A 16042-nucleotide genomic window follows, 5' to 3' on the forward strand; every position below is an offset into this window, starting at 1 on the left:
CTGCCCGCCCAGGACTGGAAGGAACGCGCGTGACGCCCGAGGAGATCCTGACCGCCGACCGGGCGCACGTCTGGCATCCGTACACCGCGCTGCCGTCGGCGAACCCGCCGTACGTGGTGCAGAGCGCCGAGGGGGTACGGCTGCGGCTGGCCGACGGGCGGGAGCTGGTGGACGGGATGTCGTCCTGGTGGGCGGCGATCCACGGCTACCGGCACCCGGCGTTGGACGCGGCGGTGACCGACCAGCTCGGCCGGATGAGCCACGTGATGTTCGGCGGGCTCACCCACGAACCCGCGGTCCAGCTCGCCCGGACCCTGGTCGAGCTGAGCCCGGACGGCCTGGAGCACGTGTTCCTGGCCGACTCCGGCTCGGTCAGCGTCGAGGTGGCGGTGAAGATGTGCCTGCAGTACCAGCGGGCCGTCGGCCAACCGCAGCGGCGCCGGCTGGCCACCTGGCGGGGCGGCTACCACGGCGACACGTTCCACCCCATGAGCGTCTGCGACCCGGAGGGCGGGATGCACCACCTCTGGGGCGACGTACTGCCCCGGCAGGTCTTCGCCCCGGTCCCGCCGGGCGGCTTCGGCGACCCGCCCGACGAGGCGTACGTGGCGGAGCTGGTGGACGCGGTCGAGCGGCACGCCGACGAACTGGCCGCGGTGATCGTCGAGCCAGTGGTGCAGGGTGCCGGCGGGATGCGCTTCCACCATCCGGGGTACCTGCGCGTGCTGCGCGAGGTGACCCGCGCGCACGGAGTGCTGCTGATCTTCGACGAGATCGCCACCGGCTTCGGCCGTACCGGGACGATGTTCGCCGCCGAGCACGCCGGGGTGACCCCGGACGTGATGTGCGTGGGCAAGGCGCTCACCGGCGGCTACCTGACCCTGGCGGCGACGCTCTGCACCCCGCGGGTCGCCCGGGCCATCTCCGCCGCGGGCGTGCTGGCGCACGGACCCACCTTCATGGGCAACCCGTTGGCCTGCGCGGCCGCCAACGCCTCCATCGGGCTGCTGCGGGCCGGGGACTGGGCGGCGCAGGTGGAAAGGGTCGGCGGCGGCCTCCGCGCCGGGCTGGAGCCGCTGCGCGGCGCGCCGGGCGTGACCGACGTGCGGGTGCTCGGCGCGATCGGGGTGGTCCAGCTCGACCACGAGGTCGACCTCGGCGCGGCCACCGTGGCGGCGGCCGACCAGGGGGTCTGGCTGCGGCCGTTCCGCGACCTGATCTACACGATGCCGCCGTACGTCACCGACGACGCCGACCTGGCCCGGATCGCAGCCGGGGTGGCGGCGGCCGTGGCGGCCGGCTGAGCCACCCTGACCAACGGCTCAGGGGTACGCCGGGCGGGGCAGCCGTCCGGACGAGGAGAGGGGAAGTACCGGATGGAGAGCTTCGGCACCCGGTTGCACCGTGCCGTCACCGAGCGGGGGCCGCTGTGTGTCGGCATCGACCCGCATCCCGGTCTGCTGGCCCGCTGGGGGCTCGCCGACGACCTTCAAGGGCTTGACCGGTTCGCCCGGACCGTCGCGGACGCGCTCGGTGACCGGGTTGCGGTGGTCAAGCCTCAGTCGGCCTTTTTCGAGCGATTCGGATCCCGCGGAGTGGCGATTCTTGAGTCAACTATCCGACAGTTACGGGATGCCGGCTCGCTCGTTCTGCTGGACGTCAAGCGCGGCGACATCGGCTCGACGGTCAGCGCGTACGCCGCCGCGTACCTCGATCCATCCAGCCCGCTGTATGTCGACGCGGTCACCGCGAGCCCCTACCTGGGGGTGGGTTCGCTGGCGCCGATGTTCGAGCTGGCCGCCGAGCACGGCGGCGGGGTCTTCGTGCTGGCCCTCACCTCCAACCCCGAGGGCGCCGCCGTGCAGCAGGCCCGCACGGCCGACGGACGCACCGTCGCGCAGACCGTGATCGACGAGATTTCCCAGCTCAACAGGGGTGCGACCCCACTCGGCAGCTTCGGTCTGGTGGTCGGCGCGACCATCGGAGACACCGGTCACGACCTTTCCGGCGTGGGGGGTCCGCTGCTCGCCCCGGGGCTCGGCGCGCAGGGTGCCGGCGCGGCGGATCTGCGCACCGTCTTCGGTCCGAGCCTGGCAAACGTGCTGCCCTCGTACTCCCGTGAGGTGCTCTCGGCGGGCCCCGACGCCGTCGCCCTGCGGGCCGCCGCGGACCGGGTGCTGGCCGAGTGCCGGGCCGTTCTGGCTGCCCGTGACTGACTGACGGCTCGGTCACTCTGCGATGATCACTGCGCGTCCACGTTGCCGAAAGCTCCGTTGACCGCTAGTTTTCCCCGCGCTGGGAACCACGGACCCCTTGGTTCACAGCGACACCACGTTTCACAGATGCGGCGGTGCGCCCCGCCCGCCGCGATAGGGACCTGAGGAGAACTGGTGCCGCTCCCGTCACTGACCCCCGAACAGCGCGCTGCCGCGCTCGAGAAGGCCGCGGAGATCCGCAAGGCCCGTGCCGAGCTGAAGGAGCAGCTCAAGCAGGGCAAGACCACCCTCGGTGCCGTCCTCGAGCGCGCCGAAGGCGACGACGTCGTGGGCAAGCTCAAGGTTTCGGCCGTCCTGCAGGCAATGCCGGGCATCGGCAAGATCCGGGCGACCCAGATCATGGAGAAGCTCAAGATCGCCGACAGCCGTCGCCTGCGCGGCCTCGGCGAGCAGCAGCGCAAGGCACTGCTTGGAGAGTTCGCCGCCAACTGAACCTGGCAGCGTGTAGAAACAAGCAGTGAGCACGGATGACGAGGCGCGCCCGGCGGCTCGGCTCACTGTCCTGTCTGGACCTTCGGGTTCGGGCACGGAGAGTGTCGTCGAGCTTGTCCGGGCGCGTTCTCCGTCCGTGTGGATCCCGGTGCCGGCCACCACCCGGCCGCGCCGGGAGACGGAGGTGGACGGGGTCGACCGGGTCTTCCTCGCCCCCGCCGAGTTCGACCGCCGGGTGGCCGTCGGCGAGCTGCTGGAGTGGTCCCGGATGGGCCCGCACCGCCGCGGCACCCCGTACCTGCCGCTGCGCGCCCGGCTCGACGCCGGGCAGCCGGTGTTGCTCCCGCTGGACCTGGCGGGCGCCCAGTTGGTCCGGGCGCGGCTACCCAACGCCCGGCTGGTGCTGCTGAGCCCGCCCGGGCACCGCCCCGACCCCGCTGTGGCGGCGGCCTTCGACCACACCGTGGCCCACGACCGCACCGATCGGGCGGTCGACGAGCTGGTAGGCTTACTCGGTTCTTCTTATCCGGATCCGGCCTGGTCACGCGTGCGTGGCTGACGGCCGACCGCCGTTGAGACTCAGCACCGCGTCCGCGCGGCTCGAAAGACGCAGAGGTTAATTCGTGGGATCCATCGCCAACCCCGAAGGCATCACCAACCCGCCGATCGACGAGCTCCTCGAGAAGACGACGTCGAAGTACGCGCTGGTCATCTTCGCCGCCAAGCGCGCGCGCCAGGTGAACGCCTACTACAGCCAGCTCGGTGAGGGCCTCCTGGAGTACGTCGGCCCGCTCGTCGAGACCACCCCGCAGGAGAAGCCCCTCTCCATCGCCATGCGCGAGATCAACGGGGGCCTGCTCACCGCCGAGCCGACCGACCAGCCGTAAGCCCGCACACGTCGATGTCCGCCGGGATCGTCCTCGGGGTCGGCGGCGGCATCGCCGCCTACAAGGCCTGTGAGCTGCTGCGGCTCTTCACCGAATCGGGCCACCGGGTTCGTGTCGTGCCGACCGCGTCGGCGCTCCGGTTCGTCGGAGCGCCGACCTGGGCGGCGCTCTCCGGCCAACCGGTCGCCGACGACGTCTGGTCCGACGTGCACGAGGTGCCGCACGTCCGGCTCGGCCAGCAGGCCGACCTGGTGGTGGTCGCGCCGACCACCGCCGACCTGCTCGCCAAGGCCGCCCACGGGCTCGCCGACGACCTGCTGACCAACACGCTGCTGACCGCGCGCTGCCCGGTGGTGCTGGCCCCGGCCATGCACACCGAGATGTGGGAGCACCCGGCCACCGTGGCCAACGTCGCCACCCTGCGCGCCCGGGGTGTCCGGGTCATCGAGCCGGCCGTCGGCCGACTCACCGGCGTCGACACCGGCAAGGGCCGCCTGCCCGACCCGGCGGAGATCTTCGCGGTCGCCCGTCGGGTCCTCGCCCGGGGCGGGCACGCCCCCGCTGACCTGGTCGGCCGCCGGGTGGTGGTCACCGCGGGGGGCACCCGCGAGCCGCTGGACCCGGTCCGCTTCCTGGGCAACCGCTCCTCCGGCAAGCAGGGCTACGCCTTCGCCCGGGCGGCGGTCGCCCGGGGCGCCCGGGTCACTCTGATCGCGGCGAACGTCTCCCTCACCGACCCCGCCGGGGTCGACCTGGTCCGGGTGGGCACCACCGCCGAGTTGCGGGAGGCCACGCTGAAGGCCGCCGTCGAGGCCGACGCGGTGGTGATGGCGGCGGCTCCGGCCGATTTCCGGCCGGCGACGTACGCGGCTGGCAAAATCAAGAAGTCGGACGATGGCGTCGCACCCACCATCGAGCTCGTCACGAACCCGGACATCGCGGCGGAGCTCGGCCAGCGCAAACGACCGGAGCAGCTGCTGGTGGTGTTCGCCGCCGAGACCGGCGAGGCCGAGGCCAACGGACGGGCGAAACTCGCCCGGAAGCGGGCCGACCTGATCGTGGTCAACGAGGTAGGGCCGGACAAGGTCTTCGGCGCCGACACCAACACGGTGACGGTGATCGGCGCGGACGGCTCGGTCAGCCGACTGCCCGAGCAGGCCAAGGAGGACGTGGCCGACATCGTATGGGATCTCGTCGTGGCGCGGCTGCCCGGCCGCTCCTGACGGGTGGAACAAGGCGCGACCGACCCCGACACCCGCCGCAGTGGTGACTACACTGCCGCGGAATGACTTCACACGCTTAGGAGTGCCGTGACACGCCGCCTCTTTACGTCCGAATCGGTCACGGAAGGCCACCCGGACAAGATCGCCGACCAGATCAGCGATGGCATCCTCGACGCGCTACTCACCGAAGACCCGCACAGCCGGGTGGCGGTCGAGACCATGATCACCACCGGCCAGGTCCACATCGCCGGTGAGGTGACCACCAAGGCCTACGCCGACATCCCCACCATCGTGCGCCGGACCATCCTCGACATCGGCTACGACTCCTCGAAGAAGGGGTTCGACGGCGCGTCCTGCGGGGTCAGCGTCTCCATCGGCGCGCAGTCCGAGGACATCGCGCAGGGCGTGGACAACGCCTTCGAGCTGCGTACCGGGGCGTCGGAGAGCGCGCTGGACGCGCAGGGCGCCGGGGACCAGGGCATGATGTTCGGCTTCGCCTGCTCCGAGACGCCCGAGCTGATGCCGCTGCCGATCGCGCTGGCGCACCGGCTGGCCCGCCGACTGGCCGCGGTGCGCAAGGACGGGACCATCCCGTACCTGCGGCCCGACGGCAAGACCCAGGTGACCATCGAGTACGAGGGGCTGCGCCCGGTCCGGCTGAACACCGTGGTCGTGTCCAGCCAGCACGCCGCGGACATCTCGTTGGAGTCGCTGCTCACCCCGGACGTGCGCGACCACGTCATCGCCCCGGAGCTGGAGAGCCTCGGTCTGGACACCGACGGCTACCGGCTGCTGGTCAACCCGACCGGCCGGTTCGAGATCGGCGGGCCGATGGGTGACGCCGGCCTGACCGGCCGCAAGATCATCGTCGACACCTACGGCGGGTACGCCCGGCACGGTGGCGGCGCGTTCTCCGGCAAGGACCCGTCCAAGGTGGACCGGTCGGCCGCGTACGCGATGCGCTGGGTGGCCAAGAACGTGGTCGCCGCCGGCCTGGCCGAGCGGTGCGAGGCCCAGGTCGCGTACGCCATCGGCAAGGCCCACCCGGTGAGCCTGTTCATCGAGACGTTCGGCACCGAGACCGTGCCGGTCGCCTCGATCGAGAAGGCCGTCAACGAGGTGTTCGACCTGCGCCCGGCCGCGATCATCCGGGACCTCAACCTGCTCCGCCCGATCTACCAGCAGACCGCCGCGTACGGCCACTTCGGCCGGGAGCTGCCGGACCTGACCTGGGAGAGCACCGACCGGGCCGCCGACCTCAAGTCGGCCGCGGGAGCCTGACCGCCACCAGGCGCAGCGACCGGCGACCCGCGGATGGGTCGCCGGTCGCTCGCGTCTGCGTGGATGTTCCGCTGGCGCACCTGGACCGGCCGTTCGACTACCTGGTGCCCGCCGAGCTGGACGACGTGGCGGTGCCCGGCACCCGGGTGAAGGTGCGCTTCGCCGGGCAACTCGTCGACGGCTGGCTGCTGGCCCGCGCCGACGACTCCGGGCACACCGGTCGGCTCGCCTACCTGGAGAAGGTGGTCTCGCCGGAGCCGGTGCTGGCGCCCGAGATCGCCCGGCTGGCCCGGGCGGTCGCCGACCGGTACGCGGGCAGCCTCGCCGACGTGCTCCGGCTGGCCGTGCCACCCCGGCACGCCCGGGTCGAGAAGGAGCCCCGTGGCGGCGGCGCGTCCACCCCGCCAGAAGCCGCCCCCGACCGGGCCGCCGCCGCGCCCGCCGACCCCGCGGACGTGCAGCCCGCGACCGCTGACCCCGCGACCGTGCAGCCCGGGACCGTCGACCCGGCGACCGCTGACCCCGCGACCGTGCAGCCCGGGACCATCGACCCGGCGGCCGTCGAGCCCGCGACCGTGCGGCCCGCGACCGTGCGGCCCGCGACCGTGCGGCCCGGGACCGTCGACCCGGCGACCGTCGAGCCCGCCGGGGTCGGGGGAGCGGTCGACCCGCGCGGGTGGCGGGACTACCCGACCGGGCCGGCCCTGCTGCGCGCGCTCACCGACGGCCGGGCACCTCGCGCGGTCTGGTCGGCGCTGCCCGGCGAGGACTGGGCCGCCCGCTACGCCGACGCGGTCGCCGCGACCGTCGCCGGGGGACGCGGCGCGGTGGTCGTGGTGGCTGACGCCCGCGACCTCGATCGGCTGGACGCCGCGCTCACCGCTGTGCTCGGCCCGGGTCGGCACGTCAGCCTCTCCGCCGCGCTCGGTCCGGCCCGGCGCTACCGGGCGTTCCTCGCCGCCCGGCGCGGGGAGGTGCCGGTGGTGATCGGTACCCGGGCGGCGATGTTCGCCCCGGTGGACCGGCTCGGTCTGGTCGCCGTCTGGGACGACGGGGACGATCTGCTCTCCGAGCCCCGGGCGCCCTATCCGCACGCCCGCGACGTGCTGCTCACCCGCGCCCAGCTCGCCGAGGCCGGCGCGCTGGTCGGCGGGTACGCCCGTACCGCCGAGGCGCAGCTGCTGCTGGAGACCGGTTGGGCCCGGGAGGTGGTCGCTGACCGGGCGACCGTGCGGGCCCGTATCCCGGCCATCGCGCCGACCGGCGACGACCCGCAGCTGGCCCGCGATCCCGGGGCGGCCACCGCCCGGCTGCCCAGCCTGGCCTGGACGGCCGCCCGCGACGCCGTCCGGGCGGACCTGCCGGTGCTGGTGCAGGTGCCCCGGCGCGGCTACCTGCCCTCGATCTCCTGCGCGGACTGTCGCACCCCGGCCCGCTGCGCGCACTGCGCCGGACCGCTCGCGCTGCCCTCGGCCGGCGGCACCCCGGCCTGCCGCTGGTGCGCCCGGGTGGCCGCCGCGTACGCCTGCCCGCAGTGCGGCGGACGGCGCCTGCGGGCCGCGGTGACCGGCGCCCGGCGTACCGCCGAGGAGCTGGGCCGGGCGTTTCCCGGTGTGCCGGTGCGCACCTCGGGACGGGAGGAGGTGCTGACCGACGTGCCCGGCGGGGCGGCCCTGGTGGTCGCCACCCCGGGCGCCGAGCCGGTCGCCGAGGGCGGCTACGGCGCGGTGCTGCTGCTCGACTCGTGGGCCCTGCTGACCCGGGCCGACCTGCGTGCCGGGGAGGAGGCGCTGCGCCGCTGGCTGGCCGCCGCGGCACTGGCCCGCCCGGCACCGGCCGGCCGGGTGGTGGTGGTCGCCGACGGCGCGCTCGCCCCGGTGCAGGCGCTGCTGCGCTGGGACGCCGGCTGGTTCGCTGGCCGTGAGCTGGCCGAGCGCCGTGAGCTGGGCTTTCCGCCGGCGGTGCGGATGGCCAGCGTCACCGGCCCGGCCGAGGCCGTGGCCGACCTGCTCGCCGCGGCCCGGCTGCCCGACGACGCCGAGGTGCTCGGGCCGGTGCCGGCCGAGGAGGGCCGGGAGCGGATGCTGGTGCGGGTACCCCGGGCCCGGGCTGCCGCGCTGGCCGAGGCGCTGCACTCGGCCGCCGGGGTGCGCGCCGCCCGGAAGGCCGCCGATCCGGTCCGCCTTCAGGTCGATCCGTTGAGCATGTTCTGACCGTGTCGGCCGGCGTCGAAGGCCGCCGGACCTGGTCCGGGACGATGGTCCTCGCACACCGCGTCCGGCAAAGCGGTGGCGCCGGAGTGGTAGCATCGCCCGTCATGCCAAGGCGTACGACGGCTCCAGGTCGCGACGGGGCGTCAGACGCGCCGAGCTGGGGCCCTCGCAGGATGGCGGGAACGCGTCGGTCGGGCGCGAGGTCGATGATGTCTTCAATGAGCCGGTGATCAGGGGTGGACCAGTCGTGACCGTTGGACAATCGATCGTCTTCAACGGCGACCTCGGCAGCGGCAAGAGCACCGTGTCGGTCGAGATCGCCAAGCGGCTGGGCATGCGCCGGGTCAGCGTGGGTGACCTCTACCGCGAGATGGCGCAGCAGCGGCAGATGACCGCCCTGCAGCTCAACCTGCACGCCGAGCTTGACCAGGCCGTCGACGGCTACGTCGACCAACTCCAGCGCGACATCGCCGCCTCCGGCGAGCGCCTCGTCATGGACTCGCGGCTGGCCTGGCACTTCTTCACCGACGCGCTCAAGGTGCACATGATCACCGAGCCGGGTGAGGCGGCCCGCCGGGTGCTGGCCCGTCCGTCCGGCCCGGCGGAGAGCTACGCCTCGCTGGAGGAGGCCACCGCCAAGCTGCGCGAGCGCAGTGAGAGCGAGCGCAGCCGGTTCATCATCCGGTACGGGGTGGACAAGGCACGGCTGCGCAACTACGACCTGATCTGTGACACCACCCGGGCCTCCGCCGCCGAGGTGATCGAGCACATCATCGCCGCGTACGAGGGGAAGCTCGGCGCCGAGGTGCTGCGCGACGGCCCACCGCTGCTGCTGCTGGACCCGGCCCGGGTCTACCCGACCGAGGACATCGCCACCCTGCGGGGGCTGTGGGACACCGAGTTCGTCGGCGACGTGGCCGAGGCCGGCGACGAGGGGCTGGAGCCGCTGAAGATCGGGTTCACCGGCGAGTACTTCTTCGTCGTCGACGGGCACCGCCGGCTCAGCGCCGCCCTGCAGAACGGCTTCTCGATGGTCCCCGCCCAGCTCGTCGCGGAGGTCGACGAGCCGGTGGTGGGCGGGATGAGCGCCATCGACTACTTCGCCGCGCAGGTGCGCCCCGGCCTGGTGTACGACTGGGAGGCGGCCCACAAGATCCAGCTGCCGCTGCCGGAACCCGCGCTGCTCGCCGGCGACGCGGTCCTCGCCGGGGACCCGGGCGCCAGCGTCTGAGCCCACGAAGGCGGGGCCCGACGTCGGCATGTGAGCCCGCAGGGGCGTCCTGACCACTGGAGCCTGAGCCCGCAGCGGGCCGGATCGGCGTCGTCACCCCGGCCGGGGGGCTGCCGATCGTGGACGCCATCGGGATGATGGAGCCTCCGACGCATCGACGGGGGAGGCCGGCCATGGAGGCTGCCGAGGCGCTCACACTGCTCATGTCACCGCAGGGGCGGATCGATCCGTACCCGACGTACGAGCGGCTGCGCGCGCACGGGCCGGTGGTGGAGGCGCTGCCGGGCATGTACGTGGTGACCGGCTACGCGGAGGCCGACGAGCTGCTGCGCGACCCCCGGCTCGTGGTGCTGGACGACGCGCTGCGGGACGAGGTCTGGCCGGACTGGCGGGAGAGCCCGGCGGTGGCGTCGATCGCCCGGTCCATGCTGCGGACCAACCCGCCCGACCACAGCCGGATGCGCCGGCTCGCCGCCGGCGCGTTCACCCCGCGCCGGATCGCCAGCATGCGCGACGTGGTGCGCGCCCAGGCCGAGGATCTCCTCGACGCGATGTGCCACCGGGCCGGGGACGGCGCACCGGTCGACATGCTGTCCGACTTCGCGTACCCCCTGCCAGTGGGGGTGATCTGCGCGCTGCTCGGCGTACCGGAGGCCGACCGACCGCTGTTCCGCCGCTGGGCCAGCGACCTGACCGGGGTGCTGGAGCCGGAGATCACCCTTGAGGAGCTGGCCGTCGCCGACGCCGGCGCCACCGAACTGCGCGACTACTTCGTCGAGCTGGTCGTCGCCCGGCGCAACGCCCCGGCCGACGACCTGACCACGGCGCTGGTCCAGGTGCACGACGCCGACGGCGATCGGCTCACCGGCCACGAGCTGCTGGCCAACCTGGTGGTGCTGCTCGTCGCCGGCTTCGAGACCACCACCAACCTGCTCGGCAACGGGCTGGTGGTACTGCTGGGGCACCCCGAGGCCGCCGCCGCGCTGCGCGCCGACCCCGGGCTCGCCCCGGCGTACGTCGAGGAGCTGCTGCGCTACGACTCGCCGGTGCAGCTGACCACCCGGACCAGCAGCGCGCCGGTGCGCTGCGGCGGGCTCGACCTACCGGCCGGCAGCGTGACGCTGCTGCTGCTCGGCGCGGCCAACCGGGACCCGCGCCGGTTCCCCGACCCGCAGCGCTTCGACCCGACCCGCGACCAGGCGCACCCGCTCTCCTTCGGCGCCGGCCCGCACTACTGTCTCGGCGCCGGGCTGGCCCGGCTGGAGGCGCAGCTGGCCTTCCCGTTGCTGCTGCGCCGGCTGCCCGAATTGGCCCTGGCCGGGACGCCCCAGCACCGGACCCGGCTGACCCTGCGCGGCTACCAGAGCCTGCCGGTGACGCTGGGCACACCGGCGGCGGCCGATCGAGGTACGCCGGCCGGTGCCGGCCCGAGCACTCCGTAGACTGGTACGGCACCGCTCGTCCCACCCATGAAGGAGCCCTCCCGCGTGACCGTTCAGCCCATCCGTCTGTTTGGGGATCCGGTGCTGCGCACGCCGGCCGATCCGGTGGTCGACTTCGACGCCGAGCTGCGTAGGCTCGTCGCCGACCTGACCGACACGATGCGTGAGCAGAACGGTGCCGGCCTGGCCGCCCCGCAGCTCGGTGTGAGCCTGCGGGTGTTCACCTTCGACGTCGACGACGTGCTCGGGCACCTGATCAACCCGGTGCTCGAATTCCCCGACGAGGAGGAGCAGGACGGCCCCGAGGGCTGCCTGTCCATCCCCGGGCTCTACTTCGACACCAAGCGCCGGCAGAACGTCATCGCCAAGGGCTTCAGCTCGTTCGGCGACCCGGTGCAGATCGTCGGCACCGGCCTGATGGCGCGCTGCGTGCAGCACGAGACCGACCACCTCGACGGTGTGCTCTTCCTCGACCGGCTGGACCCGGAGGGGCGCAAGGAAGCGATGAAGGCGATCCGCCAGGCCGAGTGGTACGACGCGGCAGCTCCGCCGGTGGTCAAGCTGAGCCCGCACATCTCCGACCCGTTCGGCCTGGGCCGGTGACCGCGATGCGTGTGATCTTCGCCGGTACGCCGGCCGTCGCTGTGCCCGCCCTGGCCGCCGTCGCCGCCTCCCGGCACGAGCTGGTCGGCGTCGTCACCCGGCCCGACGCGCCCGCCGGACGCGGGCGCGGCCTGTCCCGTTCCCCGGTCGGCGAGTGGGCCGACGAGCACGGCGTCGAGGTGCTCACCCCGGCCCGCCCCCGTGACCCGGAGTTCCTCAACCGGCTACGCGAGCTCGCACCGGACTGCGTACCGGTGGTCGCCTACGGCGCGCTGGTGCCGCCGGCCGCACTGGAGATCCCCCGGTACGGCTGGATCAACCTGCACTTCTCGCTGCTGCCCGCCTGGCGCGGCGCCGCGCCCGTGCAGCACGCCGTGCTGCACGGCGACGAGCTGACCGGGGCCAGCGTCTTCCAACTGGAGCAGGGCCTGGACACGGGCCCGGTCTTCGGCACCCTGACCGACGAGATCCGCGCCGGCGACACCTCCGGTGACCTGCTGGAACGGCTCGCCGAATCCGGCGCAGGGCTGCTGGTGGCGGTGCTCGACGCGATCGCCGACGGCACCGCGCGGGCCGAGCCGCAGCCGGCCGACGGGGTGACGTTGGCACCGAAACTGACCGTAGAGGACGCCCGCGTGCGCTGGACCGACCCTGCTTTCGCGGTGGACCGACGGGTCCGGGCCTGTACCCCGGCTCCGGGCGCCTGGACGACCTTCCGGGGCGAGCGGGTGAAGCTCGGCCCGGTCGTGGCGGCGGCCGACGGCCCCGACCTGAAGCCGGGGGAGCTGCTGGTGGAGAAGGCCCGGGTGCTGGCCGGCACGGCTACCGTGCCGGTGCGGCTGGGCGAGGTCCGGGCCGCGGGCAAGCGGGCCATGCCGGCGACCGACTGGGCGCGCGGCGTCCGGGTCAGCACCGGCGAGGACTTCGCGTGACGGCCCCGGAGGGGACGCGCCCGACGCGCGGTGGCCCGTCGACTGGTCGCGGCGGTGACCGCCGGCCGGTCCGGCCGCCGTTGGACCGGCCACGGCGCGCGGCGTACGAGGCGGTCGCCGCGGTGCACCGCGACGACGCGTTCGCCAACCTGGTGCTGCCCATCATCCTGCGCGAGGAGGGGCTGTACGGCCGGGACGCGGCGTTCGCCACCGAGCTGACCTACGGCACTCTGCGTCACCTGGGCACCCTGGACGCGATCCTGACCGACGCGGCGGGCCGGGACGTGGCCCGGATCGACCCGCCGGTGCGTGACGCCCTGCGGATCGGGGCGTACCAGTTGCTGCACACCCGGGTGCCGGCGCACGCCGCCGTCTCGTCGACCGTGGACCTGGTCCGCGCCGTCGCGCCGGGTGCCACCGGGTTCGCCAACGCCGTGCTGCGCGAGGTGTCCACCCTCGACGTGGACGGCTGGGTGGCGAAGCTCGCCCCGCCGATGGAGACCGACCCGGTCGGGCACCTGTCGCTGGCGTACAGCCATCCGCAGTGGATCGTCCGGGCCTTCTCCGAGGCGCTCGGCGGCGACCTGGGCGAGACGGCCCGGTTGCTGATCGAGGACAATGAGCGCCCACCGGTGCACCTGTGCGCCCGGCCCGGTCTGATCGATCCGATCGAGTTGGCCGACCAGGTCGGTGGGGCGCCCGGCGCCTTCTCGCCGTACGCCGTCTACCTGCCCGGCGGCGCGCCGGGCGACGTGCCGGCGGTGGTCGACGGCCGCGCCCACGTCCAGGACGAGGGCTCCCAGCTGGTGGCCAGCGCACTCGCCGACGCGCCGCTGGACGGCCCGGACGGGCGCTGGCTGGATCTGTGCGCTGGTCCCGGCGGCAAGGCCGGGCTGCTCGGCGCGCTGGCCGTGCAGCGTGGCGCCCGGGTGACCGCGGTGGAGGTGGCCGAGCACCGGGCCCGGCTGGTTTCTCAGGCGACCAGGGGCCTGCCGGTGACCGTGCTGGCAATCGACGGCCGTGAGGTCGGCGCGGACCCGGAGCTCCCGGAGGGGCACTTCGACCGGGTGCTGGTGGATGCGCCGTGCACCGGGCTGGGGTCGCTGCGCCGCCGGCCCGAGTCGCGGTGGCGTCGCCAGCCCTCCGATCTGCCACCGTTGACCCGGTTGCAGCGGGAGTTGCTCGGCGCTGCGCTGCGCGCAGTCCGTCCGGGTGGCCTGGTCGCCTACGTCACCTGCTCGCCGCACACCGTGGAGACGCACGTGACGGTGACCGAGGCGGCTCGCCGTAGCGGGGTGCCGGTGGACTTCGTCGACGCCCGGCCGCTGCTGCCGGCCGGCATGCCCGGTCTGGGCGACGGGCCCACCGTGCAGCTCTGGCCGCACCGGCACGGCACCGACGCGATGTTCCTCGCCGTCCTGCGCCGGGGCTGAGTCGTTCCACGCCGGGGCTGAGCCGTCCCGGCGACGCGCACCGCACCCGGCCGCCCGGCCGGGTGCGGGGTGCCCGGCCGGTCAGGTGACCGGGAGGCCCTTGGTGCCAGCGCCCTTCAGCGAGCGGGTCAGGTTCCGGTCGCTGACCCAGAGGAAGCACTGCACGCCACGGTTGCCGTTCTTCCACTCCTGCTCGTACGGCTGGTAGTAGATCGTCCCGGCGCGGAAGTCGAGCTCGGCGTTGTCCGGCACCTTCACGTACTTCGCGGTCATCGTCTGGCAGGCCCGGTGGGTCCGCTTGGTCGTGCGGTTGAACTCGGCGTAGCTGATGTCCGGTGCCCGCCAGATCCCGACGAACTCGGCGTGGTGCTTGGCGGTGCAGGAGACCGGCTCCATGGCGTCGATGTCGTCCTTGACCAGCTTCGGGTTGAAGCAGCGGTACGCCAGCGGCGCGGCGCCGGTCAGCGCACCCCGGAGGCTGCCGGTGCGCAGGTCGACGGCGGTGTCGTCGATGCTGGCGAGCTCGGTGACGTCACAGCGGTACCAGCGGGCTCCGCCGGCCCAGGCGGGCGGCGAGGGCAGCACGACGGTCAGGCCGAGGCGACCGGAGCGCCAGTCGGCACCCACCGCCTTGCTGACCTCCGTCTCGCAGCCGGCCTGCGCGGTCCGCATGCCGGCCGAGCCGGCCGGCGGGGGCGTGCCGCGTTCCGCGCCCGGGCCGGTGAGCGTGCCGACGTGCACGGTCTCCACCCGGTGTGCTTCGGTGCACGCCACCGGGTTGTAGCCGGTCAGGAAGCCGACCTGCTGGGAGGAGTGGTGGCAGACATCGGCGGCGGGAACGAACTGCTGCGCCGCGACGGGCGCCGGCCAGTCATCGATGAGGTCCCGGTCGACTCCGGCGGGTGCGCCGCACCCGGCCAGCGCCAGGGTCACCGCCGCGCCCACGGCGACCGCCGCCAACCACCGTCGCATCCCCGACCTCCTGCCGCTGGTGGTCTCCGGCCGGCCCCCAGCCGGTCGGTAGCGCCACGGCGCAGCAGCATACGGCACCGGTACTCAGATCGCGGGTAGTCCCTCCGGGCCGGCACCGCGCATCGAGCGGGTGAGTTTGCGGTCGTCGCTCCACAGGAAACAGCGCACGCCGCGGTCGCCCTCCTCCCACTCCCGCTGCGACGGTGGGTAGTAGATGGACCCGGCCCGGTACGGCAGGTCGCTGTTGTTCGGTACGGCGGCGTACGCGGCGATCAACGCCATGCAGCGCCGGTGTGCCTGCTCGGCGGAGCGGGCGAACTCCGCCCAGGTCATCTCCCGTTCCCCGTAGACGCCGACGAACTCGGCGCGGTGCGGCTCGGTGCAGAGCACCGGCGCCATGTAGTTGAGGTTGTCGCCGATCAGCTTGGGGTCGAAGCAGCGGTGGGTCAGGGGGGTGTCGCCGATCAACGCGCCGCGCAGGCTGCCGGTGCGGTTCACCGCCCTGGTGTTGTCGATGCTGTCGGTCTCGCTGAGGTCGCAGCGGAACCAACGCGCGCCACCGGCCCACGCCGGGACGGTGGGCAGCGAGATGGACAGGGTGAGACGTGCCGTGTGCCAGTCGCCGCCGAGCACCTCCCGGGCCCGCTGGTCGCATTCGGCGCGGGCGGTGCGCAGCGCAGACGAACCGGGCTCCGGTCGGGTGTCGGCCAGCGCGACCGGGCCGGTGAAGGCACCGACGTGGATGGCCTCGGCCAGGTGGTTGCGCGCGCAGTCCACCGTCTCGTACGTGCTGGCCTGCACGATCGAGGTGATCCGGGGCAGGCAGGTGTCGGTGGCGGGGGTGAACGGCTTCGGGGCCGCGAGCGCCGGCCAGTCGTCGGTGAGATCACCGTCCGCGCCCCGCGCCGGCCCGCAGCCGGCCAGCAGCATCGTCGTGACGCCGGCCAGCGCCAGCGTTCCGAGCCACCGTCGCATCGTCCGCCCTCCCCGGGAGCTGGCGGCCGGTGACCGCGCCCCGCGGCGAGACCCCGGCGGGCGTGCAACCTCTGGCACCGTCCCGGTTGGAGTGTCGTCGCGTTTCCGTCGATCGGCCAGCCGCTGATGTCTGTTCGTCCGG

15 protein-coding genes are annotated in these 16042 nt (G+C 73.8%); 13 read left to right on the top strand and 2 right to left on the bottom strand.

What is annotated here, in order from left to right; genetic code table 11:
- Positions 1-29 precede the first annotated feature (29 nt).
- From ABZV00_RS14540 to ABZV00_RS14600, 13 genes are all read left to right on the top strand, one after another.
- The gene (locus ABZV00_RS14540; protein ID WP_355605815.1) at positions 30-1304 is read left to right on the top strand and encodes an adenosylmethionine--8-amino-7-oxononanoate transaminase; all 1275 of its coding nucleotides are present in this window, start codon (positions 30-32) and stop codon (positions 1302-1304) included.
- A gap of 72 nt (positions 1305-1376) precedes the next feature.
- On the top strand, positions 1377-2216 hold the full coding sequence (pyrF, locus tag ABZV00_RS14545) for an orotidine-5'-phosphate decarboxylase (protein ID WP_355605818.1): 840 nt from the start codon (positions 1377-1379) through the stop codon (positions 2214-2216).
- Between the two features lie 174 nt (positions 2217-2390).
- Positions 2391-2708 (top strand): integration host factor, actinobacterial type, encoded by a 318-nt coding sequence (gene mihF, locus ABZV00_RS14550; RefSeq protein ID WP_053655462.1) that lies wholly within the window; start codon positions 2391-2393, stop codon positions 2706-2708.
- A gap of 25 nt (positions 2709-2733) precedes the next feature.
- Positions 2734-3267: a guanylate kinase gene (locus ABZV00_RS14555; protein ID WP_355605821.1), complete on the top strand. Its 534-nt coding sequence runs from the start codon at positions 2734-2736 to the stop codon at positions 3265-3267.
- 64 nt (positions 3268-3331) lie between these two features.
- Positions 3332-3595: a DNA-directed RNA polymerase subunit omega gene (gene rpoZ, locus ABZV00_RS14560; RefSeq protein ID WP_074318577.1), complete on the top strand. Its 264-nt coding sequence runs from the start codon at positions 3332-3334 to the stop codon at positions 3593-3595.
- Between the two features lie 14 nt (positions 3596-3609).
- Complete coding sequence (gene coaBC / locus ABZV00_RS14565) at positions 3610-4818, top strand: bifunctional phosphopantothenoylcysteine decarboxylase/phosphopantothenate--cysteine ligase CoaBC (protein WP_355605824.1); 1209 nt, start codon at positions 3610-3612, stop codon at positions 4816-4818.
- A gap of 87 nt (positions 4819-4905) precedes the next feature.
- On the top strand, positions 4906-6099 hold the full coding sequence (metK, locus tag ABZV00_RS14570) for a methionine adenosyltransferase (RefSeq protein WP_355605826.1): 1194 nt from the start codon (positions 4906-4908) through the stop codon (positions 6097-6099).
- Between the two features lie 59 nt (positions 6100-6158).
- On the top strand, positions 6159-8312 hold the full coding sequence (locus ABZV00_RS14575; protein ID WP_355605829.1) for a primosome assembly protein PriA: 2154 nt from the start codon (positions 6159-6161) through the stop codon (positions 8310-8312).
- Between the two features lie 247 nt (positions 8313-8559).
- Entirely contained in the window at positions 8560-9543 is a 984-nt protein-coding gene (locus ABZV00_RS14580) for an AAA family ATPase (protein WP_328414112.1), read from the top strand.
- A gap of 173 nt (positions 9544-9716) precedes the next feature.
- The gene (locus tag ABZV00_RS14585; protein ID WP_355605832.1) at positions 9717-10985 is read left to right on the top strand and encodes a cytochrome P450; all 1269 of its coding nucleotides are present in this window, start codon (positions 9717-9719) and stop codon (positions 10983-10985) included.
- A gap of 45 nt (positions 10986-11030) precedes the next feature.
- Entirely contained in the window at positions 11031-11588 is a 558-nt protein-coding gene (gene def / locus ABZV00_RS14590) for a peptide deformylase (RefSeq protein ID WP_328414115.1), read from the top strand.
- 5 nt (positions 11589-11593) lie between these two features.
- The gene (gene fmt / locus ABZV00_RS14595; RefSeq protein WP_355605971.1) at positions 11594-12520 is read left to right on the top strand and encodes a methionyl-tRNA formyltransferase; all 927 of its coding nucleotides are present in this window, start codon (positions 11594-11596) and stop codon (positions 12518-12520) included.
- On the top strand, positions 12475-13953 hold the full coding sequence (locus ABZV00_RS14600; protein ID WP_355605974.1) for a transcription antitermination factor NusB: 1479 nt from the start codon (positions 12475-12477) through the stop codon (positions 13951-13953). The genes fmt and ABZV00_RS14600 overlap by 46 nt, the downstream gene beginning before the upstream one ends.
- Positions 13954-14034: 81 nt before the next feature.
- Here the strand turns inward: ABZV00_RS14600 and ABZV00_RS14605 are convergent, their stop codons facing one another.
- Together ABZV00_RS14605 and ABZV00_RS14610 are read right to left on the bottom strand one after the other, a co-directional pair.
- On the bottom strand, positions 14035-14925 hold the full coding sequence (locus ABZV00_RS14605; protein ID WP_355605835.1) for a septum formation family protein: 891 nt from the start codon (positions 14923-14925) through the stop codon (positions 14035-14037).
- An 84-nt stretch (positions 14926-15009) separates the two neighbouring features.
- Entirely contained in the window at positions 15010-15900 is an 891-nt protein-coding gene (locus ABZV00_RS14610; protein WP_355605838.1) for a septum formation family protein, read from the bottom strand.
- Positions 15901-16042 lie beyond the last annotated feature (142 nt).

The sequence above is a fragment of the Micromonospora sp. NPDC005173 genome (genome assembly GCF_040608515.1).
GTDB lineage: Bacteria > Actinomycetota > Actinomycetes > Mycobacteriales > Micromonosporaceae > Micromonospora.